General features: G+C 40.6%; 17 protein-coding genes and 2 pseudogenes. 12 read left to right on the forward strand and 7 right to left on the reverse strand.

What is annotated here, in order from left to right; translation table 11 throughout:
* Nucleotides 1–843: 843 nt before the first annotated feature.
* Nucleotides 844–3,210, forward strand: coding sequence for a PAS domain S-box protein (locus RS893_RS10040; RefSeq protein WP_315791045.1), 2,367 nt, complete (start codon nucleotides 844–846; stop codon nucleotides 3,208–3,210).
* 83 nt (nucleotides 3,211–3,293) lie between these two features.
* On the opposite strand, the gene RS893_RS10045 is transcribed toward RS893_RS10040, so the two are convergent.
* From RS893_RS10045 to pruA, 6 genes and pseudogenes are all read right to left on the reverse strand, one after another.
* A complete protein-coding gene (locus tag RS893_RS10045; protein WP_315791046.1) occupies nucleotides 3,294–5,030 on the reverse strand; it encodes an ABC transporter ATP-binding protein in 1,737 nt (578 codons plus the stop codon).
* 45 nt (nucleotides 5,031–5,075) lie between these two features.
* The gene (locus tag RS893_RS10050; RefSeq protein ID WP_315791047.1) at nucleotides 5,076–6,278 is read right to left on the reverse strand and encodes a lipid-A-disaccharide synthase-related protein; all 1,203 of its coding nucleotides are present in this window, start codon (nucleotides 6,276–6,278) and stop codon (nucleotides 5,076–5,078) included.
* A gap of 273 nt (nucleotides 6,279–6,551) precedes the next feature.
* Entirely contained in the window at nucleotides 6,552–9,239 is a 2,688-nt protein-coding gene (locus RS893_RS10055) for a glycosyltransferase family 39 protein (protein ID WP_315791048.1), read from the reverse strand.
* A 183-nt stretch (nucleotides 9,240–9,422) separates the two neighbouring features.
* Complete coding sequence (locus tag RS893_RS10060; RefSeq protein WP_396336436.1) at nucleotides 9,423–9,866, reverse strand: GNAT family N-acetyltransferase; 444 nt, start codon at nucleotides 9,864–9,866, stop codon at nucleotides 9,423–9,425.
* 94 nt (nucleotides 9,867–9,960) lie between these two features.
* A pseudogene (locus tag RS893_RS10065) lies at nucleotides 9,961–10,548 on the reverse strand (YdeI/OmpD-associated family protein).
* Nucleotides 10,549–10,799: 251 nt separating this feature from the next.
* Entirely contained in the window at nucleotides 10,800–13,877 is a 3,078-nt protein-coding gene (pruA, locus tag RS893_RS10070; protein WP_315791049.1) for an L-glutamate gamma-semialdehyde dehydrogenase, read from the reverse strand.
* A 755-nt stretch (nucleotides 13,878–14,632) separates the two neighbouring features.
* On the opposite strand from pruA, the gene RS893_RS10075 reads away from it, so the two are divergent.
* From RS893_RS10075 to RS893_RS10090, 4 genes are all read left to right on the forward strand, one after another.
* A complete protein-coding gene (locus RS893_RS10075) occupies nucleotides 14,633–14,962 on the forward strand; it encodes a hypothetical protein (RefSeq protein ID WP_315791050.1) in 330 nt (109 codons plus the stop codon).
* A gap of 8 nt (nucleotides 14,963–14,970) precedes the next feature.
* Nucleotides 14,971–15,444, forward strand: a complete 474-nt coding sequence (locus RS893_RS10080) for a hypothetical protein (RefSeq protein ID WP_315791051.1) — start codon at nucleotides 14,971–14,973, stop codon at nucleotides 15,442–15,444.
* A gap of 254 nt (nucleotides 15,445–15,698) precedes the next feature.
* Entirely contained in the window at nucleotides 15,699–16,340 is a 642-nt protein-coding gene (locus RS893_RS10085) for a hypothetical protein (protein WP_315791052.1), read from the forward strand.
* Between the two features lie 10 nt (nucleotides 16,341–16,350).
* Complete coding sequence (locus RS893_RS10090; RefSeq protein WP_315791053.1) at nucleotides 16,351–17,010, forward strand: pentapeptide repeat-containing protein; 660 nt, start codon at nucleotides 16,351–16,353, stop codon at nucleotides 17,008–17,010.
* A gap of 327 nt (nucleotides 17,011–17,337) precedes the next feature.
* On the opposite strand, the gene RS893_RS10095 is transcribed toward RS893_RS10090, so the two are convergent.
* Entirely contained in the window at nucleotides 17,338–18,792 is a 1,455-nt protein-coding gene (locus RS893_RS10095; RefSeq protein WP_315791927.1) for a carotenoid oxygenase family protein, read from the reverse strand.
* A 385-nt stretch (nucleotides 18,793–19,177) separates the two neighbouring features.
* On the opposite strand from RS893_RS10095, the gene RS893_RS10100 reads away from it, so the two are divergent.
* From RS893_RS10100 to RS893_RS10130, 7 genes and pseudogenes are all read left to right on the forward strand, one after another.
* Nucleotides 19,178–20,419, forward strand: a complete 1,242-nt coding sequence (locus RS893_RS10100) for an ABC transporter substrate-binding protein (protein WP_315791054.1) — start codon at nucleotides 19,178–19,180, stop codon at nucleotides 20,417–20,419.
* 236 nt (nucleotides 20,420–20,655) lie between these two features.
* The gene (locus tag RS893_RS10105; protein ID WP_315791055.1) at nucleotides 20,656–21,606 is read left to right on the forward strand and encodes a branched-chain amino acid ABC transporter permease; all 951 of its coding nucleotides are present in this window, start codon (nucleotides 20,656–20,658) and stop codon (nucleotides 21,604–21,606) included.
* A gap of 320 nt (nucleotides 21,607–21,926) precedes the next feature.
* Nucleotides 21,927–22,076, forward strand: a pseudogene (locus tag RS893_RS10110) (cupin); the annotation flags it as partial.
* A 121-nt stretch (nucleotides 22,077–22,197) separates the two neighbouring features.
* Nucleotides 22,198–23,148, forward strand: coding sequence for a branched-chain amino acid ABC transporter permease (locus RS893_RS10115; protein WP_315791057.1), 951 nt, complete (start codon nucleotides 22,198–22,200; stop codon nucleotides 23,146–23,148).
* A gap of 69 nt (nucleotides 23,149–23,217) precedes the next feature.
* Nucleotides 23,218–23,988, forward strand: a complete 771-nt coding sequence (locus RS893_RS10120) for an ABC transporter ATP-binding protein (RefSeq protein ID WP_315791058.1) — start codon at nucleotides 23,218–23,220, stop codon at nucleotides 23,986–23,988.
* A 241-nt stretch (nucleotides 23,989–24,229) separates the two neighbouring features.
* Entirely contained in the window at nucleotides 24,230–24,961 is a 732-nt protein-coding gene (locus RS893_RS10125) for an ABC transporter ATP-binding protein (protein WP_315791059.1), read from the forward strand.
* Between the two features lie 33 nt (nucleotides 24,962–24,994).
* Nucleotides 24,995–25,504 (forward strand): Uma2 family endonuclease, encoded by a 510-nt coding sequence (locus tag RS893_RS10130; RefSeq protein WP_315791060.1) that lies wholly within the window; start codon nucleotides 24,995–24,997, stop codon nucleotides 25,502–25,504.
* Nucleotides 25,505–25,649: the final 145 nt, after the last annotated feature.

Genomic DNA, 25,649 nt, shown 5'->3' on the forward strand with positions numbered 1-25,649 from the left:
GAGGAGCCAGTGCGGTGGTGAGGCAACGACGGGAACGCAGGGGGTTCCTCCCCCAACCCCAAAGGGGACCGGTGAGCCCCCATGAGCGATTGCCGTAGACGCGCTTTACTCGGCTTCTGTAAAGTAAGGGTCCCCCGGCATAAAGAAAGAGGCGTTGGGGATTAGGGGAAGTGGGGAGGTGGGGGAAGTGTAAGGAGTGTGTAGACGCGCTCATAGGCTTAAGGTAAGGGTGGAGAATCAGTAGTGACAAATGACCACTAACTACTGTACGGGCAAAGCATTTGTATAGGTATCTTGAATTCAAAACGAAATATTTTCGTACAAATGCTTCGTTCCTACTAATCACCAACTAATAATCAACACATACTGTAAGTGATCACTGTTATAGCTGTTATAGCCATATTACTGCTTTTAAGTAATAATACTATTAATATTAAAATTTTGCTATTTTAGACAAGTTAACATGCAGTGTTGAACTGAGAAAAAATGCTTTTGGCAACAGGGACAAATTACTCTAACTCCATAATTCAATTTCTGCCGATGCATACTTAGATATTGTTTGAATTTAGCTCTGGTTTTGAGACTAAATCAAAAAATAAGTAAACCTGTATTTATTTGTGAATTATGATCATAATCTAAGAAGAAAATGGAGGCAAATTTTACTATTTCAAAGCTTTTTAATTGTGGTAAATTATTGACTAGCAATTATGGAAATCATTATTAAAAAGACTTTGAAAATAACAGAACTATAATTACCACAGTTAAGAAAAATTATTCCTTCTGGTTCTGAAAAATCAGAGGAAGTAACTGTAGTTAAAAAAAGGCTTTTCGTTTTTAGTGATAATGCAAGAGAATCTCACTCCTGATCAGGGACAAAAAATGCAGTTAGTATCACTTGGAGATATTACAGAACACAAGCGAGTGGAGGAAGCACTCCAAAAAAGAGAAAATTGTTTGCGAAAACAAAGTAAAACTCTAGTGCAGCTAGCAAAAAGCAAGACCTTGCAGCAAGGAGACCTCAGTGCAGCATTAAGAGAAATTACAGAAGCAGCGGCCCAAACAGTAGAAGCAGATCGAGTTAGCGTCTGGTTATACAATAGTGATCATTCAAAAGTTGAATGTGTCGATTTATATGACACAATAACAAAACGTCATAGCTGTGGGATATCACTTTTAAAAGCAAATTTCCCTGCATACTTCCAAGCTTTGGAAGAACAACGCAGTATAGCAGCTCATGATGCTTGCAATGATGATAGAACCCAAGAATTATCAGAGCCATATTTGTCTGCATTTGGGATAGCCTCTCTGTTAAATGCACCGATTTGGTTAGGGGGTCGTTTAGTGGGGGTGGTATGTCACGAACATATTGGCCGGATTCGCCAGTGGACATTAGAAGAAGAAAACTTTGCTGGTTCGATAGCGGATTTTGTGACTTTAGCAATAGAAGCTAGTGAACGTAAAGCAGCCCAGGAAGCGCTACAACAGAGTGAGGCAGAGTTTAGAGCGATTTTTGAGCGTTCTTCAGTTGGAATTGGATTGGTAGATATGAAGGCGCGGATCGTAGATATAAATCCGGCATTATGTCAGATACTAGGCTACAGTCGAGAAGATTTATCTGGCAAGCGTTTTACAGATTATATTTTTAAGCAAGAGGGAGATTTAGAACTTTACAAACAACTGATTTCGGGAACTTGCGATCGCCTAGAAATGGAAAGGCGGTTTTTACATAAAGATGGTAAATTTGTTTGGGCTTTGGTGAGTATTTCTTTGATTTCAAGCCAAAATGGTGAACCTGAGTATTTCCTTGCCATGATCGAGGATATTACCAAACGCAAGCAAACAGAATTAGAACTCTGTGAAAGTAAAGAAGCAGCAGAAGCTGGTAGTCGTGCAAAAAGTGAATTTTTAGCAACCATGAGTCACGAACTACGGACACCTCTAAATGCAATTATGGGGTTGTCTCAGCTGTTACAACAAGAAATGGTCGGGCCTCTCAATGACAAACAAAAAGAGTATGTCAATTGTATTCATAGTAGTGGCGAACATCTACTGGCACTCATTAACGATATCCTCGATTTGTCAAAAGTAGAAGCAGGTAAAGAGGAACTATTTATTTCTAAATTGTTAGTACAAGAATTATGTGATTATGTGATCTCGACTGTACGCGATCGCGCTGAAGAAAAGAAATTACAACTGATCACCAAGATTGACGAACAAACAGACTTTTGTATTGGTGATGAACGGCGAGTTAAGCAAATGCTACTTAATCTGCTTACCAATGCAATTAAATTTACTCCAGCAGGCAAGGTGTGCTTAGAAGTAAAAAAAGCATTGCAAGGCGTTACATTTACAGTATCAGATACAGGTATTGGTATTGATCCAAGTCAGTTTAAATTCTTGTTTGAACCGTTTAAACAACTTGATAGTCAGCTAAATCGTCAGTATGAAGGTACGGGTCTAGGTTTGGCTTTAACACGCAAGTTAGCACATTTGCATGGTGGTGATGTCACAGTACAATCTGTGCTAGGAAAAGGCAGTAAATTTCAATTGTTCTTACCAAATCAACCTCCTGTACAGGGAGACGAAAGACACTTCTGTGAAGATATTTTCTGCTTTGATGAGGAGCAATCTATTCAACAAGACATTACAGTAAAAATATGTAACTTTAATAGCCATGAAGTATTTAATAGCACTAATCATTCTTCAGCTTATGAGAAGTCATCGCAACCAAAGCGTGACAAGGATGACTCTTCATCAATTTGTTCACAACGTACACCATTAACTCCTCACTACCCTGGCACTTCTTTAACAAAAAATATTCTGCTGGTGCAAGATGAAGAACAAACTGCTGCCCTACTGCGAGATTATCTTCAAGCAATTGGCTACCATGTTGAGCAAATTAGTAATTGCAACGATTTTTGGGAGCGAGTGCAAAACCAACACCCTGATTTAGTTTTGTTAGATTTAGAATTAGCAGGAGACACAAGCAGCTGGGATTTATTGAATACAGTGCGACAAAACCCAGATTTGCAAGATTTACTTATGGTGACTATTACATCAAATACGACGGGAGCAAACAGTAATCATCCAGTCGATATTACACCGGACAGATTACGCGATCGCGCACTTCAAGCTGGTGCTAATGCATGTCTGTGCAAGCCAATAGGTATTGTTCAAATTGAATCAATATTGATGCAATATTTTGGTTAGTGGGTAGAGACGCGAGGAACATCGCGTCTCTACATTAGTAGTTAGTGGTTTAGTACTCCTCACACTTCCCCCACCTCCCCAGCCTACTCCTGTGCAGAGTAGAACTGTTGGGCGTAAAAACGAGCATATCGTCCTCCCTCAGACAAAAGAGAGGTATGAGTACCAGATTCAACCACCTGTCCCTGTTCTAGGACGAGAATGCAATCAGCACGGCGAACACTGCTGAGGCGATGAGCAATAATAAACACGGTACGATTTTGCATCACTCGTTCGAGTGCTTCTTGAACTAGTGCTTCCGATTCCGAATCCAAGGCGGAGGTAGCCTCATCTAAGATGAGAATTCGCGGATCGTTGACAATTGCTCTGGCGATCGCGAGTCGTTGGCGTTGTCCTCCAGAGAGGTTGACTCCACGCTCACCCACCCAGGTATGATAACCTTGGGAAAATTGGGTAATAAAAGAGTGAGCGTTGGCAATTTTTGCCGCTTCCTGGATTGCCTCTAAATTTAATTCCTCCTGACCGTAACCGATATTTTGAGCGATCGTTCCCGAAAATAGGGTGATGTCTTGAGGAACAATCCCAATTTGACGACGGAGACTGTTCAGTGTCACATCGCGGATATCAATATCATCAATCAGAATTTGACCAGACAGAGGATCATAGAAACGAAGTAACAGATTAATCAACGTCGATTTACCTGCACCAGAAGAACCAACCAAAGCAATGACATTGCCAGGGGAAGCACGCAGACACAGATCCTTAAGGACTGGTTCGCCGGGATTGTAGGCGAAACTAACATGACGATACTCTACCTTGCCAATAACTCGGGGTAGTTCTTTAGCATCTGGTGTTTCATTAAGGCTAGGCTGTCTTGCCATTAATTCAAAGATGCGCTCTACAGAGGCTTCAGTCTGCTTGTACTCGTTGAAATTGCTGATCATGAGGTCGATGGGCTGAATCAAGAGAGCCACAGCAGCTAAGAAACTGATAAACCCTTGAGCAGTCAGGTTTCCTTGGGAAATCTGCCATCCTCCCAATAAAAACAGCAGCATAATACTAACTGCTTCCAAAAAACCTACCACTGGAAACTGAATAGATTTAAGTTGTTGAGCGCGGTACTTAGCTTGGCGATTGCGTTCTGCTTCCTGATTGAATCGCTTGACTTCATACTCTTGTGCTGCAAAAGCTTGAACAACTCGAATGCCGCTAAATACTTCGGTTAGCATTGCAGACAGATTGGAAACATGATTTTGACTCTGACGAGATAGGACAAGTAATCGCTGACCGAATAGTCCGATTAACCAAGCCATCAAAGGAGCCAAAAGCAAACCAGCCATAGTCAGTGGCCAATTCAGGTAGAGCATGTAAGCGGGAATTGCAATTAACTGCAAGAAATTGGAGAGAAACTGATGAGATAACTTGTCAACAATCTCGCCTACCCGGTCGATATCTTCAGTCAAACGATAAGTAAGGTCGCCTGTCTGTGTGGTTTCAAAATAATCCAATCCAAGTTTGTGCAGATGAGCGTAGACTCGCTTACGCAAATTTAAAACCATGTTCAGAGCAGCAGCGATCATAAAGATATTCTGCCCGTATTGAAAAAGCCCCCGCACCAAAAATACCAGAGTGGCTAGTCCGAGCCAGTAGGCAATCTGATTCACATTTCCCTGACCAACAAAAAAAGCAACCTGACCTGCTAGATAGGGCAGTAATAAGGTGAATAACACAAATCCTAAAATACACACTGCTCCCTTAACTAACAGCGGCCATTGGGGCCATAGATAAGGCAACAGTTGCCAGTAACTAGAGCGGACTTTCATATCTTTCAATTACTTCTTGAGAGTCGGCAGCTTGAGCAGCAATTTCTACTTAGTTTCCCCTAGATAGGTTAGCAGAAAGCGGGCAATTCTCTCAGACGCACCGGGCGGGCCAAATCGCTCTGGGCCATTTTCTTTGCATTTAGCGAGGTAGTCCGCATCTTGCAAAGTCTCGATGACTCGTCGAGCTGCTTGCTGTAGGATCTCAGGGGTTGCTGGCTTAGTGCCGATGGTTTGGGCATTTATACCCAATAGCCGTGTTTGCGCCTCTGCAAATTGATAAGTAAATTGAGGGCCTTCTCCAGGAATTTGGATGACAGGTTTCCCGCTCGCTACTGCTAGATCCACTGCCAAGCCTGCCATACCAATAATGAGGGTAGAGTAACATACAATGTCATTAAAGGCATCTGAGTAACATCTCACTTCCACAAGAGAACTTCCAGCAGCAGCATAGGTGAGTATGCCTTGCTCGTGCTGCCAACCTTGACTCTTGGCAATGTCGTCTAGTTCCGACTTCAAATTTGGTACTAAAGCTGCGTAAAATTGTAGTTTTTGTCCGGATTCTAATTTGGCAATTTCTCGCACCAGTTGCAACTGCAAACGAAAATTTCGTGCGGCTTCAGGCATCCGTGACCCTGGCAGAAGAGCAACAATAGGAATATTCGGTGTTAAGTGTAAATTTTTACCACTAGGTACGAGCCTATCTAAAGCAGGGATACCGCCGAATTTAGCTTTAGTTAAACCTTGCCGTTGAAGGTCAGAAGCTGTATAGCGATCTCTAGTGAAAACTGCCAGACATCGAGAAGAATTGAGATCATGCCACAGAAGCGGATTGAGACGTAATCGCCCTTCGTAGAGAGCAGAAAGACAAGAAATAAAAGAGACGAAGGGGCGCTTTGTTAAATAAGCAAATGTCTGGGAAATAAAATCCCCAGTAGCCATAATCAAATCGCACTCAGGAGCATAATGTAACACCGCTTGTAACTGACGCCACGTTAACCCAATCAATCCTGATTGAAAATCTTTGAGTAAATACAGACGCCTCATATAAAAGAATCCCCCAGAGGGCATCGTTTGCGTCGGCCCAATAATAGGGATGTCCAAGCTACGGTAAGCTTTTCCTTCCCCCACAATCGGCAGTGCCGCCATTTTCAAAGAAGGACACAATTGGCGCAGGGTTTGAATAACATGAGAGGTATGGTTGTCCTCTCCATGACCGTTACTGATAAACAGAATTCGCTTAGAAGGCATATTGGGAATTGGGGATTGGGTATTAGGGATCAGGGATTGAAGTATATTTTGAAAATAGAGTATCAGAGAGCTAACTGAGCGGCAAACCCGTTATCCAAAAGGTCAAAGTCATAAAATGACTTTTGATTTCCAAGCCAACGCTATAAGGCAGGAGCATCCCAAATTTTCAAAACACAAAACGAAGTAGCTCTAATTAACACTCTGCGTTCCTTTGCGTCAACCTCTGCGAACCTCCGCGTTTAAAAAAAACTCAAACGTTTGAGATCCTCCCTATTAGGCTCTTAACTTCTGAAAAATCTCCCATGCTCGAATTACTTTTCCTTGCATGAGGGCAGCAACTCCATTCAATGCTTGAATTTCTTTTAAGTCCGGGTTTTTGACCAAGCTCGGTTGGAGAGATTTTTCAGCCGCACTTGGCTGCCAATTATAGATTTGCACAAAGGCTAAATATGCCCAGGCGTAAGGATTTTCTGAGTCTAGCTGAGTAACTTTTTCTAAAGCTGCTATTGCACCATTGACTCTTTTCTCCAACACGTTTGCTAAAGCTAAAGCGTAAGCCCAATCGCGGTTTTGCGAAACATACTGCAATCTATATGCCAAACTCAATCGCGCCTGTTCCAAATAATCTTGAATAGGATCGTATTGATTGATACGTGCAATTTCTGCAAATAATTGCTCCAATGCCTTTCTACCTTGAGGTAAATTTGCTGCTAAATCTCTAAATTGCGTGATTATATCTAACTCTGGTGCAGTCTTAGCAGGGGCTTGGGAATCGATTTGTAATGTTACTTTTGGTACAGGAATTAAATAACTTTCTCCTGAAACTCGGTTGAGGTAAGTAGCCTCTAAAATATAATTTCCTGGCGTAATGTCAACAGGTGGCAACATTGCCATTCTTTCTGTGACTTGGAATGTACCTTGAGGTTTGTTTGCACCTGCATATAAATTTCCCATACCTATACCGTGATCATGTATCCATGACATCTGTCCCTTATCGTTGGTGAGGTTTTTCCAAGTCAGTAATACTATCCCGTTTTGCAGTTCTTCCCAAGTGCCAGTCCATTCATAACTTACCGATACTGGTACTCCGGGTGGAGCCTTTTCTGGTACTATGACTTGCAATAGAGCAATCTTAGCTTGTGGTTGTTCTGAGGAAATTGCTTTGACTTCTATCGGTGGGGTTTGTTGATGATAAAGCTTAAGAGTACTGCTACCGACAACCCAAGACTTATGAAGTTGGAGATTGCGATCTTGCTCTACAGTTTTAACCATCAAAGCTTGGGCTTTTGGGACTGAACCTTGTTTGCCAGTTTTGGTGAGGAACCATGAAAGCGATCGCGCATCCTGTTTGACAAATTTCTTTTTTATTCCTACCTGCCGTCCATAAACTTGGGAGTTTGCTAGTCTACCATAGTAATTCAAATTATGCTGGTTAATTTTTTTGGTGGATGGCAATACTCCCAATGTGGAACGCAAATATGGTTCTGTGGCAATGATTTGGGCAATAATTTGGCGATGAGGTAACTCTTCTTTCATATAGGGGTAATGCTGGGCATTGGGACTCAAAGCTGATGTCATCCAATCACCAGCAAAGCCGCCAATGGGAAACAAGTTGAATATCATTAAAAGCACTACCAAACCAAAAGTACCCCAACGAATCCGCCACGCCCAAAGACTCCGGAAGCGGGTCAATCCGTATGCTAAAAATACTGAAAATGTCGGTAAATAAGGCAACACATATCTATCATCTTTGTTTGGGTTTAAAGATGACAGGAAGTAAGCACCTACCAAAAAGATTGCTAACCATTGGAGTGAGGAGGCACTCTGAGGCACAGATGTGATGAAAAATTTCTCCGTCTCTGTGTCTCCCACTCTCCAGGTCTGGACGTCTTTTGATGAACGTCCCCAGTAAATCAGCAACGCAAATATCGGCACAAGTAACAAAGGCAATGACACTTGTTCTGGCAATTGTTCCCAATAGTAAGTCCAAGCTTGCAGTGTATTTAGGGGTGCATCACCTTCAGCGATCGCAGAATCTATCGTTGCCCGTTTGCCAGATGTCAGGATAAGCAACCAATTGGTGCGATACCAGGAACCAAACACCAATATCGACAAACATAAAGCCCCGAGTAACTGAAATAACTTTCCCCAACAACGTTGACGAAGTGCGCCAAACCCTACCCACACTATCGGTATCAGTAGAAAAAATAACGCTGTCTGCTTCACCATTAATGCCAAACCCAAGGATAAGCCAAAAGCTGCTGCCCAGAGGAGAGGGGGGGATGGGGGGCTAGGGGTCCCCACTTTGTGGGGTTGGGGGGCGATGGGGAGGTGGGGGGGGTATGAGGGGTGTAAGGGGTGTGTAGACGCGCTTTGCGCGGCTTCCCGTAGGGTGGGGTGTGAGGAGTGGGAGGAGAATTCGCGGCTTTCTGCCTTCTGGCATCTGCCTTTGACTTTCCAAACTGTCAGGCAAAAAAAACTGAGGGTGACAACAGCTGCAAGGGGATAATCGAGAAGAAAATCTAAGCGTAATCTATAAAGAGCAGGCATAACTTGACAGAGTGCAGCTGCCCACAAACCTACAGCTTCGCTAAATAATATTGCACCTAATCCATAAACTGAACCTAATAAAATAGCACTAAATAACAGCATAATTAGTGCAGCTTGATCTGGCCCAGTGCCAAAAATATTTTGAACAACAGCCCCAACAATGTAAGTTAAAGGTGGGATTTTCGAGGATAACATCCAAAAATTTTGCCACCATTGGCTATCCCAAAATTGGGGATGCTGCAATGCCTGCCAATAAATCAAAGTGCCAGTTAAATAATCTGCCTGATCCCAAGCTGGAATAGAATTATCTAAAGCAAACCAGATGCGATCGCACACCGCACCCAATAGCCAAATCATGCTGAGTATCAGTAAATTCTTAAACTGTTTGCGCCGATATTTTGGATGACTCATAAACCAGGAACATCATAAGATTTAGTCGTTAGTGGATAGTGGTTAATGGTAATGGGTAATAGTGAATAGGAATATAAACAATATCAATTCATAATCATCAAGTAAAACTCTCTACTAACAACTAACCAGTACAGACGCGATTAATTGCCTAATGTACAGACGCGATTAATCGCGTCTCTACTACTAACCAATTAAACTTTTCCTCATTTTTACATGACGAATTCCAGCTTCTTCAAAAACTTCTCCTTCTTGCTGAAAACCTAGTTTTTGATATAAACCTTTTACATACTCTTGAGCATTAATTACAACTTCTGGAATATTTTTACTAGCTATGACTTCGAGTGCTTCTTTTGTTATTTTCTGACCAATACCCTGTCCTCTTGCCATTTCTAAAACGGCTAATCTTTCTATTTTTGCAGTTTGATCATCCAAATATCTAATCCTAGCTGTTCCTACACATTCTCCATTTAAATGAGCAATTAACTGATCGCATATCTCATCTAGACCATCAAAATCTAAATCTTGTTCCACTCCCTGTCCTTCCTGAAAAACTACCCTTCTAATTTTCTCAATTTCCATTAACTCTTCAGGTATATGAGCAACTCTGACTGTTAAATTACTCATCATTTCACTTTAAATTATCTAATTTTACCCTTATAGATCATATTTTTCTATCTATAGGACTTCCTTAAAAGGCAGAATGTTCTCATCATTCTTATAGTTATCGCAGCAATGGATTTTTATTCTGTGCGACTGAACTTATAGTTTGCTCAATACGTTTTAATTTTGTCTCCGGTCGTTTCGCACTTTCAATCCACAAGAGAATATTCTTTTTCGAAGAGTTACTAAATTTCTCAAAATATCTCTTGGCAGTTTCATTTGCTTCTAATGCTTGCTTGAAATCTGCGGGAATGATTAATGCCTCTATCGCGTCTAATGATGTCCAGGAGCCATCTTATTTTGCAGTTGCAATTTTTTCTAAACCAGCTTCAGTCATTAAACCTTGTTCGATAAGTTCTTCAATGTATTGCTTATTTAATTTTGACCATACACTTTTCGATTTTCGAGGTGTAAATATTTGCATGTAGCGTTCTTCGTCTAATGATTTGGCTTTACTATCAATCCAGCCAAAACATAAGGCTTCTTTTACTGCTTCGCTATATTGAACACTTGGTTGACCACTTTTTACTTTGTAATAAATGAGCCAAACACCAACAGAGGTACGATGATTTTTCTCTAACCATTCTCGCCATTCTTTGCGGTTTTTGGCATAACAGCTTTCTAGTTGGGTTTCAAATATATTCGACATATAGCTTTACTTAAAAGCTTGCTGTTTTTCGATATTGCCTCCGTTTTCTCTGCGCCTGTGTGGTTTAAAAAATTTTTTACCGCACCAGACGCAGAGAACACAGAGAAAGAAAAAGGGCTATGCTAATTACTTAGCATTCAAATTTCTCTCCGTATTACCCTTCGGGCAAGGCAGGAGGCTCAGTTGGCATCAAGGTTTAAATCTCTGTCCAATTCTTCCTTCTGCCATCTGCCATCTGCCATCTGCCTTCTTCAATCTGCTCCTTCAATTGGTGCAAAACCTTGCCGTTGAATATTCTCCGTAATGGTACGCGGTTCTAGAAATTGCAGCAAGTAATCAGGGCCACCAGCTTTAGAACCAACTCCAGAAAGTTTGAAACCACCAAAAGGTTGTCTTGCGACTATCGCACCAGTAATGGTGCGGTTAATGTACAAATTCCCGACTTCAAAATCTTCTTGTGCTTTTTGAATGTGCGATGGTGTGCGAGAGTAAAGGCCTCCTGTCAAAGCATAGTTAGTACTATTGGCAATTTTCAAAGCTTCTGGGAAATTATTCGCTTTAATGACGGCGACGACCGGACCAAAAATTTCTTGTTGGGCAATTACTGCATTTGGCGATACATCTGTAAAAATCACCGGGCCAATAAAATAACCGTTGTCCGGTGCTGGCATTTCCAAAGCAACCTTTGCTTCTGCCTTGCCTTTTTCGATATACGCGCGAATGCGATCGCGTGCATTAGCATCAATCACAGGCCCTACCTGAGTACCAGGTAACTCCGCCGCACCCACGTTTAGCGATTTGGTTGCTTGTGCGAAACGCTGTACAAAGCTATCGTAAATAGCTGTGTGGACAATCACCCGTGAACAAGCAGAACATTTTTGACCGCTATAACCAAATGCCGATTGCACAACACCCATAACTGCCTGGTCTAAATCAGCACTTTCATCGATGATAATGCCATTTTTGCCTCCCATCTCTGCAATTACCCGCTTCATATGCTTTTGACCAGGTTTGAGGTTGGCGGCTTCTGCATAAATTCTACAACCAACTTCTTGTGAGCCAGTAAAAGCAATTACATGTGTATCTGCGTGATTAACCAAGTAAGCACCAACTTGGGAACCCTTGCCTGGTACATATTGAAATACACCTTTAGGTATACCAGCATCAACTAAGACTTCGGTTAGTTTCGCTGCAATCACTGATGATGTTTCCGCAGGTTTAAGCAAGGTACAATTACCAGTAACTAAAGCTGCGACTGTCATTCCTGTGGCGATCGCTAACGGAAAATTCCAAGGAGAAATCACAACCGTAATTCCCCGTGGTTGGTAAATATAACGATTTGTCTCGCCAGCAACGTCGTAATTGTAACCTTGATTCAGTCGTTCCATCTCTACAGCATAGTAGCGACAGAAGTCGATCGCTTCACTTACTTCTGCGTCTGCTTCTCGCACTGGTTTTCCGACTTCCAGCACAATCCAAGCAGCAAGTTCAGCACGACGTTGTTCCATTAAATCAGCAGCTTTGTATAAGATACCAGCACGTTGTTTCACGGGTGTTTTACGCCAACTAGGAAAGGCAGCTTTTGCAGCTTGCATTGCTTGTTCTGCTTGTTCGACGCTCAAGAGACCAATTTTACCAACTACTTCACTGTAATTTGACGGGTTAACGGAATCAATAATTTCTTGGCTATTAACATATTCACCATTAATTAACGGCAGATAAGTTTTACCAAGTTGCTGGCGGACAGTTCGTAAAGCTTGTTGTGATTCCTTTCTTAATTCTTCCTCTGCATAATCTGTATCTGCTGCACCAACAAATTTGTCAGCAATTTTTCCGTTGTCTTCTAGATTTCTAAACTCTCTTCTTCCGTCTCCCCTGGCTACTTTGTCGTCTGTGTCTGCTGCTACAAGTTCTCTTCTGCCATCTCCCCTGGCTACTTTCTCTTTGTCTTCCTGTCTTATTTGTGGAGGTGCTAGTAGTTCTTCTACAGGACGATTTTCTAAATTTTGCCTTAAGAAAGAACTATTAGCAGTATTTTCTAGCAAACGACGAATCAGATATGCCATTCCGGGGAGAAGTTCGCCATAGGGACAGTAAACGCGGACGCGATAACCCTGATCAACTAAAGCTTTAGCAAGTTTGTCACCCATACCATAGAGGACTTGCATTTCAAAGCAACGGCGAGGAACTTTCAAACTTTGGGCGATCGCTATAGCATGAGCTTGCGATCGCACATTATGGCTACCAATAGCAGCATAAACGTATTGGTGATTTTCCAGCAATAACTGGGTAATGTTCTCAAAGTTCGCATCCGTTGCTGCTTTGTGATTGTAAACTGGCTGTGGCCAATGTTTCTGTTCTGCTTTAATAGTTTCTTGATCCCAGTAAGCACCTTTTACTAGACGAATTGTAATGGGATAACCACGCTCTTTTGCCCAATCAATTAATGCTTTGGCATCTTGTTCACTGTCACGCAGATATGCTTGGATGGTCATACCAATATCTGTACGAGTGCGAAACTCTTCTTCGAGCAAAAGTTTTTTCAGAATACTGAAAATTAAATCTTTGTACTCATACTGTTCCATATCAAAGTGAACAGCAACACCCAACTCCTTAGCATGACGCAAAAGAATACGGATGCGATCGCTTACCCTTGCTTCACTACCTTGAGGATCTAATGGATCAAACTGGGAGTAAAAAGCCGTCAACTTTACAGAAACCTGAACTTTCGACAGTGGTTCGCCATCTGCTTGATCAATTAATGGCACAGTTGCCCAATTCTTCGCTGCTTCTGCTAATTGTTGCATCAAATCAAGATAGCGTTCCAGATAAGATTGTGCTTCTGCTTCCGTGATTACCGCCTCACCTAGTAAATCTACGGTGAAAGCCATCTTGTCCTTGCGCAGTCGCTCAATCGTCTTGAGTACCTGTTTAATATTTTCTCCAGCAATATATTTATGAGCTAATGTTTCTACTGCTGTAGCCACAGTTGTAGCAGCAACCTGTCCTGGCATGGAATCGGGATTGGCAAAATTTAACATTCCCTTTAAGGCAGATGGTAATTCTACGGACTCATCGCCTAAATATTCCTGTAAGTGGGCGGCAATTTCCGATTTGCTATGTAAAGCAGGTAAAGTATCTATAAAACGAAATAACTGCACCCGTAATCCGGGATTGCTCATCGCCCAAGCCAGCATCCTATCATCCCAGCGCATCTGATCCCGTAAAGCCGAGAAGAAATTACGATTTTCCTGTGTCGCCCCTAGCAAAACTCTGGCAATTTCTTGGGTTTTCGCTTCGTAGGCACTAGTTTTTATTTGTAAAACCACAGATAACAAACTCCTTATATAACAGTTAACAGTAATTAGTAATCAGTTAACAGTTAACTGATTACTGATTACTGGCCCGTGTATTCTATTTTCGCTCTTTGATTTTGTCGCGACCACAACCAGATGGGTAGAATATTGCACAATTGTGAACAATTAAGCTACTCTCTGACGATATTTGCTGTGTTTATACAATCTGAGTCCGGTATAACTGGATATACGACAGCTTAGGTAGCTTAATTCATAAAGTAATTCCTAGTATTTAGAAACGCTCCTAAAAATGACGAGCCTAACTAATTAACTTTATTTGTGTCAACCTATGTTATCACAACTCTCTGATTTATCAGTGTTAGCTTTTTTGCTACATAATTAGTACCTAATATCGATTTTCTGTGAACATGATTAGTCGTTAATAGGATTTACACATTGACAGAAAAATCAAAATAGGAGATATATATGATTTTCAACCTTTGTAACTTGATTTTTCTATTCCTCAATCAGCAATGTCTAGCAAAAGCTGCGTAACGTCTACACAAACAAGAAAACATGATTACTAAAAGTCTAAAATGATTTATTTTAGTGATACATAAGATAATTAATTTGTAAATTGCGTAGATCATAGTTAATTAAATCTTTTACAAAAATTGCTCCAAAAGTTTATTTTTTGACTTGTATTTTGTTTTCTACTCCTTCATTAGCAGTAGAATTTTTATTCACACTTAATTTGTAGCGAATCAGGACTTCTCGAATAAATAAAAATGTATGTTTTGAATCGTTTAACAAAAGATGATTTATTAAAGTTTGCTGTGAAACTACGTAACATGAATACGGATGCTGCCAGTATGGAGGCAATGGCAGTAAGCATGGTAAGCTATATCTACAAAAATTTTGTCTTGCCAGATGGAAATCCGGCTTGTAGTTTAGTCAGATTTTTTAAAACCCATCCCTATGGCACTCTACCCGAAGACATTCAGTTGGAAGCAGAACTAATATTAAATGAACGTACTATAAATCAGGATACAAAGTGCCTAATATTATTGGCAACAATGGGAAAAATCCGCAGTGAAATTCAAGGAAATTGTCTATAGGACATCAGGTGATTTCATTAATAGACCAAGATACTGTTGCTAAAATTCCGATGATTTCCCAACTGATTTGGCAATTTGGTCTAGAAATAGAAAATGTAATTAAGCCGGAACCAGAAATAATCATTAATTTAGGTAAGAAAAACTTTAATGTATTTTATATTCCAGAAGCAATTGATAGTCCATATATTCCAGCTCAAACCCAATTTGTTATTCCCTACCAAATAAAATCTGTTTTGGGATTGGGAGGTATGTTACCATCGGGAAACATTTTTGTCATTATTTTGTTTTCTAAAGTTCAAATTCCTATTGACTTAGCATACTTATTTAAATGGGTAGCTATGTATGCTAGAGTTGCAGCAACTTCTGTGGAGAATAAAGGAATTATTTTTGATGAGACACCAATCGATATTACAAATATTTCCCAGAATTCTTCACTTAAAAAAAGACATCAAGTCATTAACTTTCAAGGTGCTGATCTATAAGGAGTTAACTTCCAAGGAGCGAATTTAATCGGGGCAATCATGCCTGATGGCAGTATTTATACAGGAAAATAGGGAATGGAGACAAGGGAGATAAGGGAGAGAGTAAACACCAATGCCCATTCCCCGATCGCTGTTCTGCGATTACCAATCCCCAATCCCCTAGCTTATGCATAAACATAGCTTTATGGTACTTTAAACTTAAGTACACATTTTGCAACAAATCATTTTGACCCTGATGACTGGAGAATAGAACCTTGGGAGTAGAACTACGCAGTTTCGTATTTCTCGATAGCTTGCAACCCCAACACGCAGCATATATGGGAACGGTAGCTCAAGGTTTCTTGCCATTACCTGGGGATACATCGCTGTGGGTGGAAATCTCGCCTGGAATTGAGATTAATCGGATTACAGATGTAGCACTCAAAGCTGCTTCCGTTCGTCCTGGAGTACAGGTAGTTGAAAGACTATACGGTTTATTGGAAGTTCATTCTGCTTCCCAAGGAGAAACACGAGCAGCCGGTCAAGCCATTTTAGCAACACTAGGAGTTAGAAGAGAAGAATGTCTCAAACCACGTGTTGTTTCTAGCCAGATTATCCGCAACATTGATGCTTACCAAACACAACTAATTAACCGCACCCGTCGCGGACAATTATTACTGGCAGGACAAACGCTGTATGTATTGGAAGTTGAGCCTGCTGCTTACGCCGCCCTCGCTGCGAATGAAGCCGAAAAATCAGCAGCGATTAATATCTTGGAAGTTCAAGCTGTGGGTAGTTTTGGACGGCTTTATTTGGGTGGACAAGAACGGGATATTCTTGCAGGTGCAGCCGGAGCATTAACGGCAATTGAAAGTGTAGCAGGTAGGACAAATCCCCTGGCAATGCGTCAGGAATAAAGGAGACAAAATGGCAAATCAAGAGCATCTAGCTTTACTGAAAGCTGGTGCAGTCACATGGATGGAGTGGAGAGAAAAAAACCCCGATATTGAACCAGATTTGAGTGGTGTTGATCTCTATGAAGCAAATTTGGCTGAAGCTAACTTAAGTTTAGTTAATTTCAGTGTTGCCAACTTAAGTTTTACCCAACTTACCCAGGCAAATTTGAGCCATGCGAATTTGATTGGAGTTAACTTGAGTCAAGCCAATCTCAAAAATGCTGTGCTTGCTGATGCTAATTTAATTGGGGCTGACTTAAAAGGTGCAAACTTAAGAGGTGCTGATTTGGGTACAGCCAAACTGCACCGCACTAACCTCTGTTTTGCCAACCTCATCGAAGCTAACTTGATTGGGGCAGATTTGAGCAAAGCCAACCTGCACGAAGCGGAATTAATAGGAGCTTATCTTTATAAAGCTGATCTTTACCAAGTAAATCTCAGCAAAGCCCACCTGAGTAGTGCCTACCTGTTGCAGGCTAACCTGAGTGAGGCTGACTTGCGAGGTGCTGACTTGCGATGGAGTAACCTCAAAGGGGCTAATTTAGCAGGTGCTAACCTTACAGGAGCGAAGTTAGCAGGAGCTAATCTGAACGGTGCGAATTTTCAAGATACGATTATGCCTGATTCTTAGTACAGCTTTGCAACTTACATCTAATGTGAATTGAAACCACGACAAAATTATTTTATGGAAATCGAACACCGATAAACACAGATAGATTATTTGTATCGCTTCTCTATTTGCAAAATTTATCTTATTGTATTGACTAATCTAACGATCTATCTATGTACATCGGTGTTTATTGGTGTGCATCGGTGTTCGATTTTTCAAAATACCGTGTTTTATGGGCTTTTCTTATACCAATTCAATTAATGATTGCAACACATCCTTGGATAAAGACGCGATGAATCGCGTCTCTACAAGATGGCCTATCTGTCGCATTCTTTTGGCGAATTGGTATTACACTTCTTTCCAAGTACCGTGAAAACTATGAGGAATCACACTTGGTAGTTCCAGTTTACACACAGGTTCTTCATTTAACCGATGAGCATTAAAAACCCAAACTTGACTACGATCGCAATTGCCATCGTACACAACTGTTAAAATCCAAGCTTGTTCTGGGTTGTCGGCGTCTGTAACGTAAATGGGTTCACTAGGATAGCAATTTTCACCAAAGTCTGCTTCGGTGAGAGTTTCGCTTTCGTGATCGTAGCAGGCGATCGCATTTAATAGTTCTTGGCTAATATCTGTTCCTTGTCGAGATATGGAAAAATAAGTGTAGCGCGAGGCTTGTCCAACATTTTCAGGTGGTACGCTGGGGAATTCACAATTGCGGTCTAATATTTGGTGAATGTTTGTCACTGCACCAGTTTGAGGATTGATACGAACTCGCGTCAGTGTACTCTTGGCTGGCGTGTGAGTTTCACCAAACGCTACTTGTTGGAGAAACTGGTTTGTCTGAAAGTCTTGATAGCGGGCAATATCTACAACGACTTCACCGCTAGCATCTACATAACCATTAGCAAAATGCCACTGGAACCAAGGTTCTGTTTCTCCCCGACTTACCAAGGAAAGTGTTTGGCGATCAAAAATTAAAATTTGTGTTCCTACCTGGGGTTGCCATTTGAGACAATCACTGTAAGTATTTATTCCAAGGAGAACGGGAAGAATATTCAACCGGACAGCAGGAACAAAAAAGACAAGATATGGCCCTGCTAGGACAAAATCATGTATGACAGGCAAGCCTTCTAGAGGAAACTGCGCTTTTTGGACGATTTTACCTGTCCAGTCACTTTTGAAAAGATTGAGTGTACCATTATTTCCAACGGAGATACCAAAATTAAAAATCTCTTTAGTGTGTAAATCTACACTAGGATGAGCAGAATAGGGCAAGCCTTTGTCAAGTCTGCCCAAATTGTCTGAACCTTTGGTTTCCAGTGTTTGTAGGTCTAAGGCATAAGGATGATCACCTTCCCACAGAGCCAATAGTTTATCAGGCAATGCTAGCACCGAGGTATTGGCTACATTCTTAATTGGCTTTAACCATCGATTCCAAAATGCTCCTGGTGCTGTCATTCCGTAGTTACCGTAAAGCAGTTTCCCTGCTGCTGTTTCTTTTTTGTAACCATCTGTTTGGACGTAGCGATAGACAGCAGTAGCACCCCCCCCTTCTTCGAGGGGAGTAGAAGTGTTGAAGTGTACTCCCAGAATTGCACCATCTCCATCAAACCAATGTCCCACATGAATCCCGCCCCGCTCTAGCCGTGCAGGACCGTTGCGATATAATGTGCCGCGCAAACCAGGTGGGATTGTGCCAGTAATTACAGGTAGGGGAGTAAGTGGGAATTCTTGGGCAGGTTTAGCGATCGCGTTTGCCCAAGCTTTTTTTCTTAATTTTTCATTAATTAAAGGCATAGAAAATTTACCGAGGCAAGGGTGTAAGGGGGTAAGAAAGTAGGAAGAAGCGATCGCTACAGCTAAAGGAACGGCGATCATAAACTCTAGGATGATTCACGAACTAGGAACGGGTGCGCTTGTGCAGATAAGGGCTGTTCTTGTGAGGTAGAAGTGTATTGTATCCAAATTGAAATTGCATAATAATTCTCTTTTTCATGCTAGGAACCCATTGTGACACTTTCTTATTTAAGTTAAGCCGACCATCAAAAGCGATCGCCCAAATTAGTTAACCTAGACAATAAGATTAAATCTATCGCAAGTCAGATGCGAGCAATTACTTGGAAGCTTTACCTGGGGTATGGTCAAATAAATAGATTAATAGATTTGAGGAATTTTGCCACTTATGAAACAAACTATTACTCGCACAACAGCATTCTTGGCTTCTTGTACTCTCCTACTTACAGCCTGTGGTGGTAGCAACACAGGTACAAACACAAGTATAAACACAGGTACAAACACAGCCACCAACACCTCAACAACCAGTATATCTGGTCCTATACCTATTGGTATTGCCTTTGCCCAAACCAGCAACGTCGCATTACTCGGTCAGGAAGGGGTGGCAGGTGCAAAAATTGCTGAGAAGTATTTTAATGACCAAGGTGGCATTAACGGCACAAAGATCAAGCTGGTATTTCAAGATGCTGGTGGTGACGAAGCTGGAGCAATTAATGCATTTCAAACTTTAATTAATAAAGATAAAGTTGTTGGTATTGTTGGTCCGACTTTATCACAACAAGCCTTTAGTGCTGACCCCATCGCTGAACGGGCAAAAGTACCAGTAATTGGCGCATCTAACACAGCAAAAGGTGTTCCTGAAATTGGTGATTACATAGCTCGTGTATCTGCACCAGTTTCTGTTGTCGCACCTAATTCTGTGAAAGCTGCACTGAAGCAAAATCCTAACATTAAAAAAGTAGCAGTTTTTTATGCTCAAAATGATGCTTTTAATAAATCAGAAACAGAAATTTTTCAGAAAACAGTTAAAGATCAAGGATTAGAATTAGTCACAGTCCAAAAATTTCAAACTACTGATACCGATTTTCAAGCCCAAGCAACCAACGCCCTGAATTTAAAACCAGATTTAATCATTATTTCTGGTCTGGCTGCTGATGGTGGTAACTTAGTACGGCAGTTGCGAGAGTTAGGATACAAAGGTGCAATTATTGGTGGTAATGGTTTGAATACATCAAATGTATTGTCTGTTTGTAAAGCTCTTTGTGATGGCGTTATGATTGCTCAAGCTTACAGTCCAGAACATCCAGGAGAAATCAACGCTGCATTTCGCAAAGCATACGTAGAGCAATACAAAAAAGAACCACCCCAATTTAGCGCTCAAGCTTTTACAGCAGTGCAGGTGTATGTAGAGGCTTTGAAAGCTTTAGATAAAAAAACCAAAATTACCACCCTTCCTGTAGATAAACTACGGACAGAATTAAATAAACAGATACTAGCAGGTAAATACAATACGCCTATTGGTGAAATTTCATTTACTCCAGAAGGTGAAATTGTGCAAAAAGACTTTTATGTTGCTCAAATTAAGATGGAAAAAAATGGTAACAATGGAAAATTTGCATTTTTAAAATAAGTTAGACCTAATGTGAATTCAAACTATGGCAAAAATCCTGTTTTTAAAATCGTAGACGCGCTCATAGGCTTCCCGCAGGGTACACAGATGAATACAGACAGATTATCGGTGTGCATCTGTCTACTTGCATCTAAGCCGCGCAAAGTACGTCTACATAGGTGTTCGTTAATTAAAAGTAATTACAAACACCACATACTTTATGTGGTGAATTCCTAGTCTCTTACCTATAACTTCCAATGGATATCACTCTATTTTTACAACAGTTTTTAAACGGGTTATCTATTGGCAGTGTCTACGCCATTTTTGCTTTAGGATATACCCTGGTTTACTCAATTTTAGGCATTATTAATTTAGCTCATGGTGCAATTTTTACACTGGGTGCATATTTCACCTATGCACTGGTTGGTGGCAGATTTGGATTTAATGGTTTGCTAGCAAATGCAGCCTTACCTGTACAATTGCCTTTTGCTTTAGCTTTAATTTTGGGAAGTATCTTAGCGGGATTAGTAGGAGTAATGGTAGAACGCGTTGCCTTTTTACCCTTGCGCCAAAGGGGTTCCGATCCTCTTTTAACCGTTGTTTCTAGCTTAGGTGTGGCAGTGGTAATTGTCAATTTAATCCAGTATCTAGTTGGTGCAGAAAGTTACACTTACCCAGCGAATACCTATGGAAATCTACCACCTGCAATTAACTTTGGTACAGAAGCAAACCCTATTCCCATCCGCACTGTGCAGGTGGTGATTTTTGTAGTTTCAATGGTATTTGTCGCTATCCTGAGTTATTTTATTAGTCGCACAAAATACGGTAAGGCAATGCAGGCGATCGCAGAAGATGCAACTACAGCCAGTTTATTAGGAATCAACTGCGATCGCTTTATTATTTTGACATTTTTTATCAGCAGTTTCTTAGCAGGAGTGGCGGGAACTTTAGTTGCCTCTAGTGTAAGTATAGCCGGGCCTTACTTCGGCATTGGTTTTGGATTGCGGGGTTTAGCGGTAATTGTCTTGGGTGGTTTAGGGAGTATTCCCGGTGCAGTCTTAGGGGGTTTGGTTATTGGCTTAGTAGAAGCGTTTGTCCCAGCAGAATACTCTGGCTATAAAGATGCTGTTGCCTTTAGCATTTTGTTTATTATGCTCTTAGTTCGGCCACAGGGTTTGTTGGGACGGCAAGTTATTCAGAAGGTTTAAAAGGGATATAGTGGGGTGACAGATCGGATCACCAACGCCTGACACCAATTACTGGAGGACTTATACCCAGTAATGAAACTGATCACTGATCACTGTTAAAGAGGATGTATGAAAACAAGTACGAAGAAATCGAACACAGATGTAGACGCGCTCATAGGCTTAAGGCAGGATACACTCATGGAACACGGATGGACACACAGTTTTTCTATTGGTGGCTAGGTGGGAATTTTTGTTAGCTATTTAGATGTTAGCCTTTACGATATGTTTTTAAAATCGAACACCGATGCACACAGATGAACACGGATGGATACAGAGAGATTTGGCGTACGTCAATGATCGCACTTTATTTAGAAGTAGGCGATCGCACCCCCAATGATGAAGTGATTTATCCTGATGATGATTTAATTACCAAAGCTAGTCATGATGGTAAATCTAAAATTTTTGCTCACAAATATGGAACATCGTATTAAGGGATCGGGGACAAGGAGGATAAGGAGGATAAGGAGGACAAACAAGACAAGGGAGAATTTTTTAACAAGTCTCTTGCCAATGACAAATGACCAATGACCAATGACAAATGACTATTGACAAATGGCTGATTTTATTGCTACCTATGGTGCTTTAATTGTTTCTATGGTTTTGGGGGCGCTGCTAGGACTATCGCTGTATTTACCATTAATGGCTGGACAATTGTCTTTAGCTAGTCCTGGATTTTATGCTTTGGGTGGATATATAGCAGCGATTCTTTCCACAACAGTTTTTACTTCTAGCGGTAATCTTTTTCCGATTTCATTATTGTTGTTGGAAATGTTAATTGCTGGAGTAGTTTCAGGATTACTGGGGATAGCGGTAGGAATTCCTGCTTTGCGGTTGCGGGGAATTTATTTAGCGATCGCCACTATTGCTTTTGTAGAAGTTTTGCGGGTTCTTTCCCTTAATTTAGATATTACAGGTGGTGCTGTGGGAATTTTTGGTATTCCCCAACCTTTCCAAACACCTATTGAATATTTGTGGATTGCCCTACCATTATTAATCATTAGTATGGTGTTAATTTACCGTTTAGAACGTATTCGTGTAGGTAGGGCTTTAACTGCGATTCGTGAAGATGAATTAGCAGCAAGTGCAATGGGAATTAACCCCACCTACTATAAAGTTTTAGCTTTTACACTTGGGGCAATTTTGGCTGGAGTAGTTGGTGCAATTAGCGCTCATTTTCTCAATACCTGGAATGCCCGCCAAGGTACATTTGATGCCAGTATTATTTATTTAACTTTTGTCTTAATTGGTGGTTCGAGAACTTTTTTAGGCGCAGTAGTAGGAGGCATGTTATTTACAGCCCTACCAGAAGTTTTAAGAAGCATTGCAGATACAGGTGGTTTACCAACTTGGCTAGCGCAATTTTTAAGAGATGGTAGATTAATTATTTTTGGTTTACTAATAGTTCTGGGAACCATCTTTTTCCCCCAAGGACTTGTCACCCCAGATATTTTTAAAAGACGTAAATTTGCGAAAATAAGAGATAAGAGCCAAAAGCCAAATTAAAAGGGAACGAGGAACAACTCAACAAATTATTGACTAAAATCTATATTTAGTATAAATGACAAATAACAAATGACCAATGACATTATTTTAGAAGCAAAAGACTTGACTCGCCGCTTTGGTGGTTTAGTGGCAGTAAATAATGTATCATTTACAGTTAAAAAACATGAAATATTTGGATTAATCGGTCCCAATGGTGCTGGTAAAACGACATTGTTTAATTTAATTACAGGCTTAATTCCACCTTCAAGTGGACAATTAACTTATCATCATCAAGAAATTTCTCAATTACGCCCCCACCAAATTGCCGCTTTAGGTATTGCTCGAACTTTTCAAAATATTCGCTTATTTGGTGAACTTTCAGCACTGGAAAATGTAATTATTGCCCGACATTTGCATATTCACAGCAATATACTTACAGGTGTAATAGGAGTACCACCAGCATCTACAGAAGAACGTAAAAGTAAGCAGAAAGCTTTAGAATTACTAGAACTAGTGGGTTTGCAACATCGTGCAGAAGAAAAAGCTAAAAATTTTGCCTATGGTGATCAGCGTCGGCTAGAAATTGCTCGTGCTTTAGCCCTAGAACCACAAATTTTGCTCCTTGACGAACCCGCCGCCGGCATGAACCCCAGTGAGAAGCAACAACTGAGTGAGTTTATTCGCAATCTATGCGATCGCTTTGATTTGACAATTATTTTAATTGAACACCACGTACCCTTAGTCATGGGGTTGTGCGATCGCATTGCTGTTTTAGATTTTGGTCAATTAATTGCTTTAGGAGAACCAACTGTGGTTAAAAATAATCCAGCAGTAATAGAAGCGTATTTAGGAAATGATTAATTTATATGATCTTTGTGTCTTGGTGTCTTTGTGTTTTATTCAAATTCTTTATTAATCACTAATATTTAAGTTCGCATGATTACTAATAATTTCCGTCTAACCTCACCCCTAGCCCCTCTCCTTATTAAGGAGAGGGGTGCCGAAGGCGGGGTGAGGTTCTTGATTATAAGTGATTAACCGAACTCAATATCAGAAACTAAGAAAACATCCTGAATCTTTAATCAACCACAGATACACACCGATGAACACAGAGAATCAGAAAAGCTACCCAGTTCTGGAAATAAAAAACCTATATATTAATTATGGTGGTATTCAAGCACTGCAAAATATTAATTTAGTTGTCAATAATGGTGAAGTAGTCACTCTCATAGGTGCTAACGGTGCAGGCAAAACTACTACTCTTCGGGCTATATCTAAAATTATCAGTCCTAAAAGTGGTGAAATTATTTATAGTGGCCGCAATATAACCCGTCGCCAATCTCATGAAGTTGTACAATTGGGTATTGCCCATTGTCCAGAAGGACGTAGAGTATTAACGAGACAAACTGTTTACGATAATTTGCTTTTAGGTGCGTATATTCGTTCTCAGCAAGCAGAGATAAAAAACGATATTCAGCATCAATTTGGACTATTTCCACGTTTAGCACAAAGACGCAATCAACTAGCAGGAACCCTTAGTGGCGGTGAACAACAAATGTTAGCGATCGCCCGTGCTTTGATGAGTAGACCAAAACTTTTATTATTAGATGAACCAAGTTTAGGTTTAGCACCGACAATAGTTAGGGAAATATTTAGTATTATTGATAATTTACGTGCCACAGGCGTGACTATTTTATTAGTTGAACAAAATGCCAATTTAGCATTACAGATTGCAGATCGGGGATATGTTTTAGAAGCTGGTTGTATTACTCTTACAGGTGCAGCTACCCAATTAATTACTGATGAGCGAGTCAAAAAAGCTTATTTGGGATAGTTTAATAACTAAAGATTTGGGAAACTAAGACATATGGTACAGCTAACAACGAAAACCCTAACTTTGGAAGAGTTTCTCAAGTTACCAGAAACTAAACCAGCTAGTGAATATATTAATGGACAAATAATTCAAAAACCAATGCCACAAGGAAAGCATAGTATTCTTCAAGGTGAATTAGTTAGTTCTATGAATGCCGTAGTCAAGCCAAAGAAAATTGCTCTTGCTTTTCCAGAGTTGCGATGTACATTTGGTGGACGTTCAATTGTTTCAGATGTAGCAGTTTTTGCTTGGGAGCGAATTCCAAAAGATGAAAATGGAGATGTAGCGAATGTTTTTCAAGCAGCTCTAGACTGGACTATCGAAATTTTATCACCAGACCAAAGTCCGACAAAAGTGATTGGTAATATTTTACATTGTCTCAAACAGGGCTGTCGCATGGGTTGGTTGATCGATCCAGATGAGCGATCGCTTTTGATTTACCCACTAGGACAACAACCAGAAATTTTCCAAGAAGAACAAGAAATATTACCAGTTCCTGATTGATTTGGGAACTTGCAATTAACTGTAAACCTATTGTTTGGATGGTTAAAGCTCTAGATTAATTTAGATAAAGAACGTGGATGTTCAAAGTAGGATGCGATCACTGGAATGAAAAACAAAATCAAGGACACCCATTATGGGTGTCCTT

The organism is Fischerella sp. JS2 (assembly GCF_032393985.1).
GTDB lineage: Bacteria > Cyanobacteriota > Cyanobacteriia > Cyanobacteriales > Nostocaceae > Fischerella.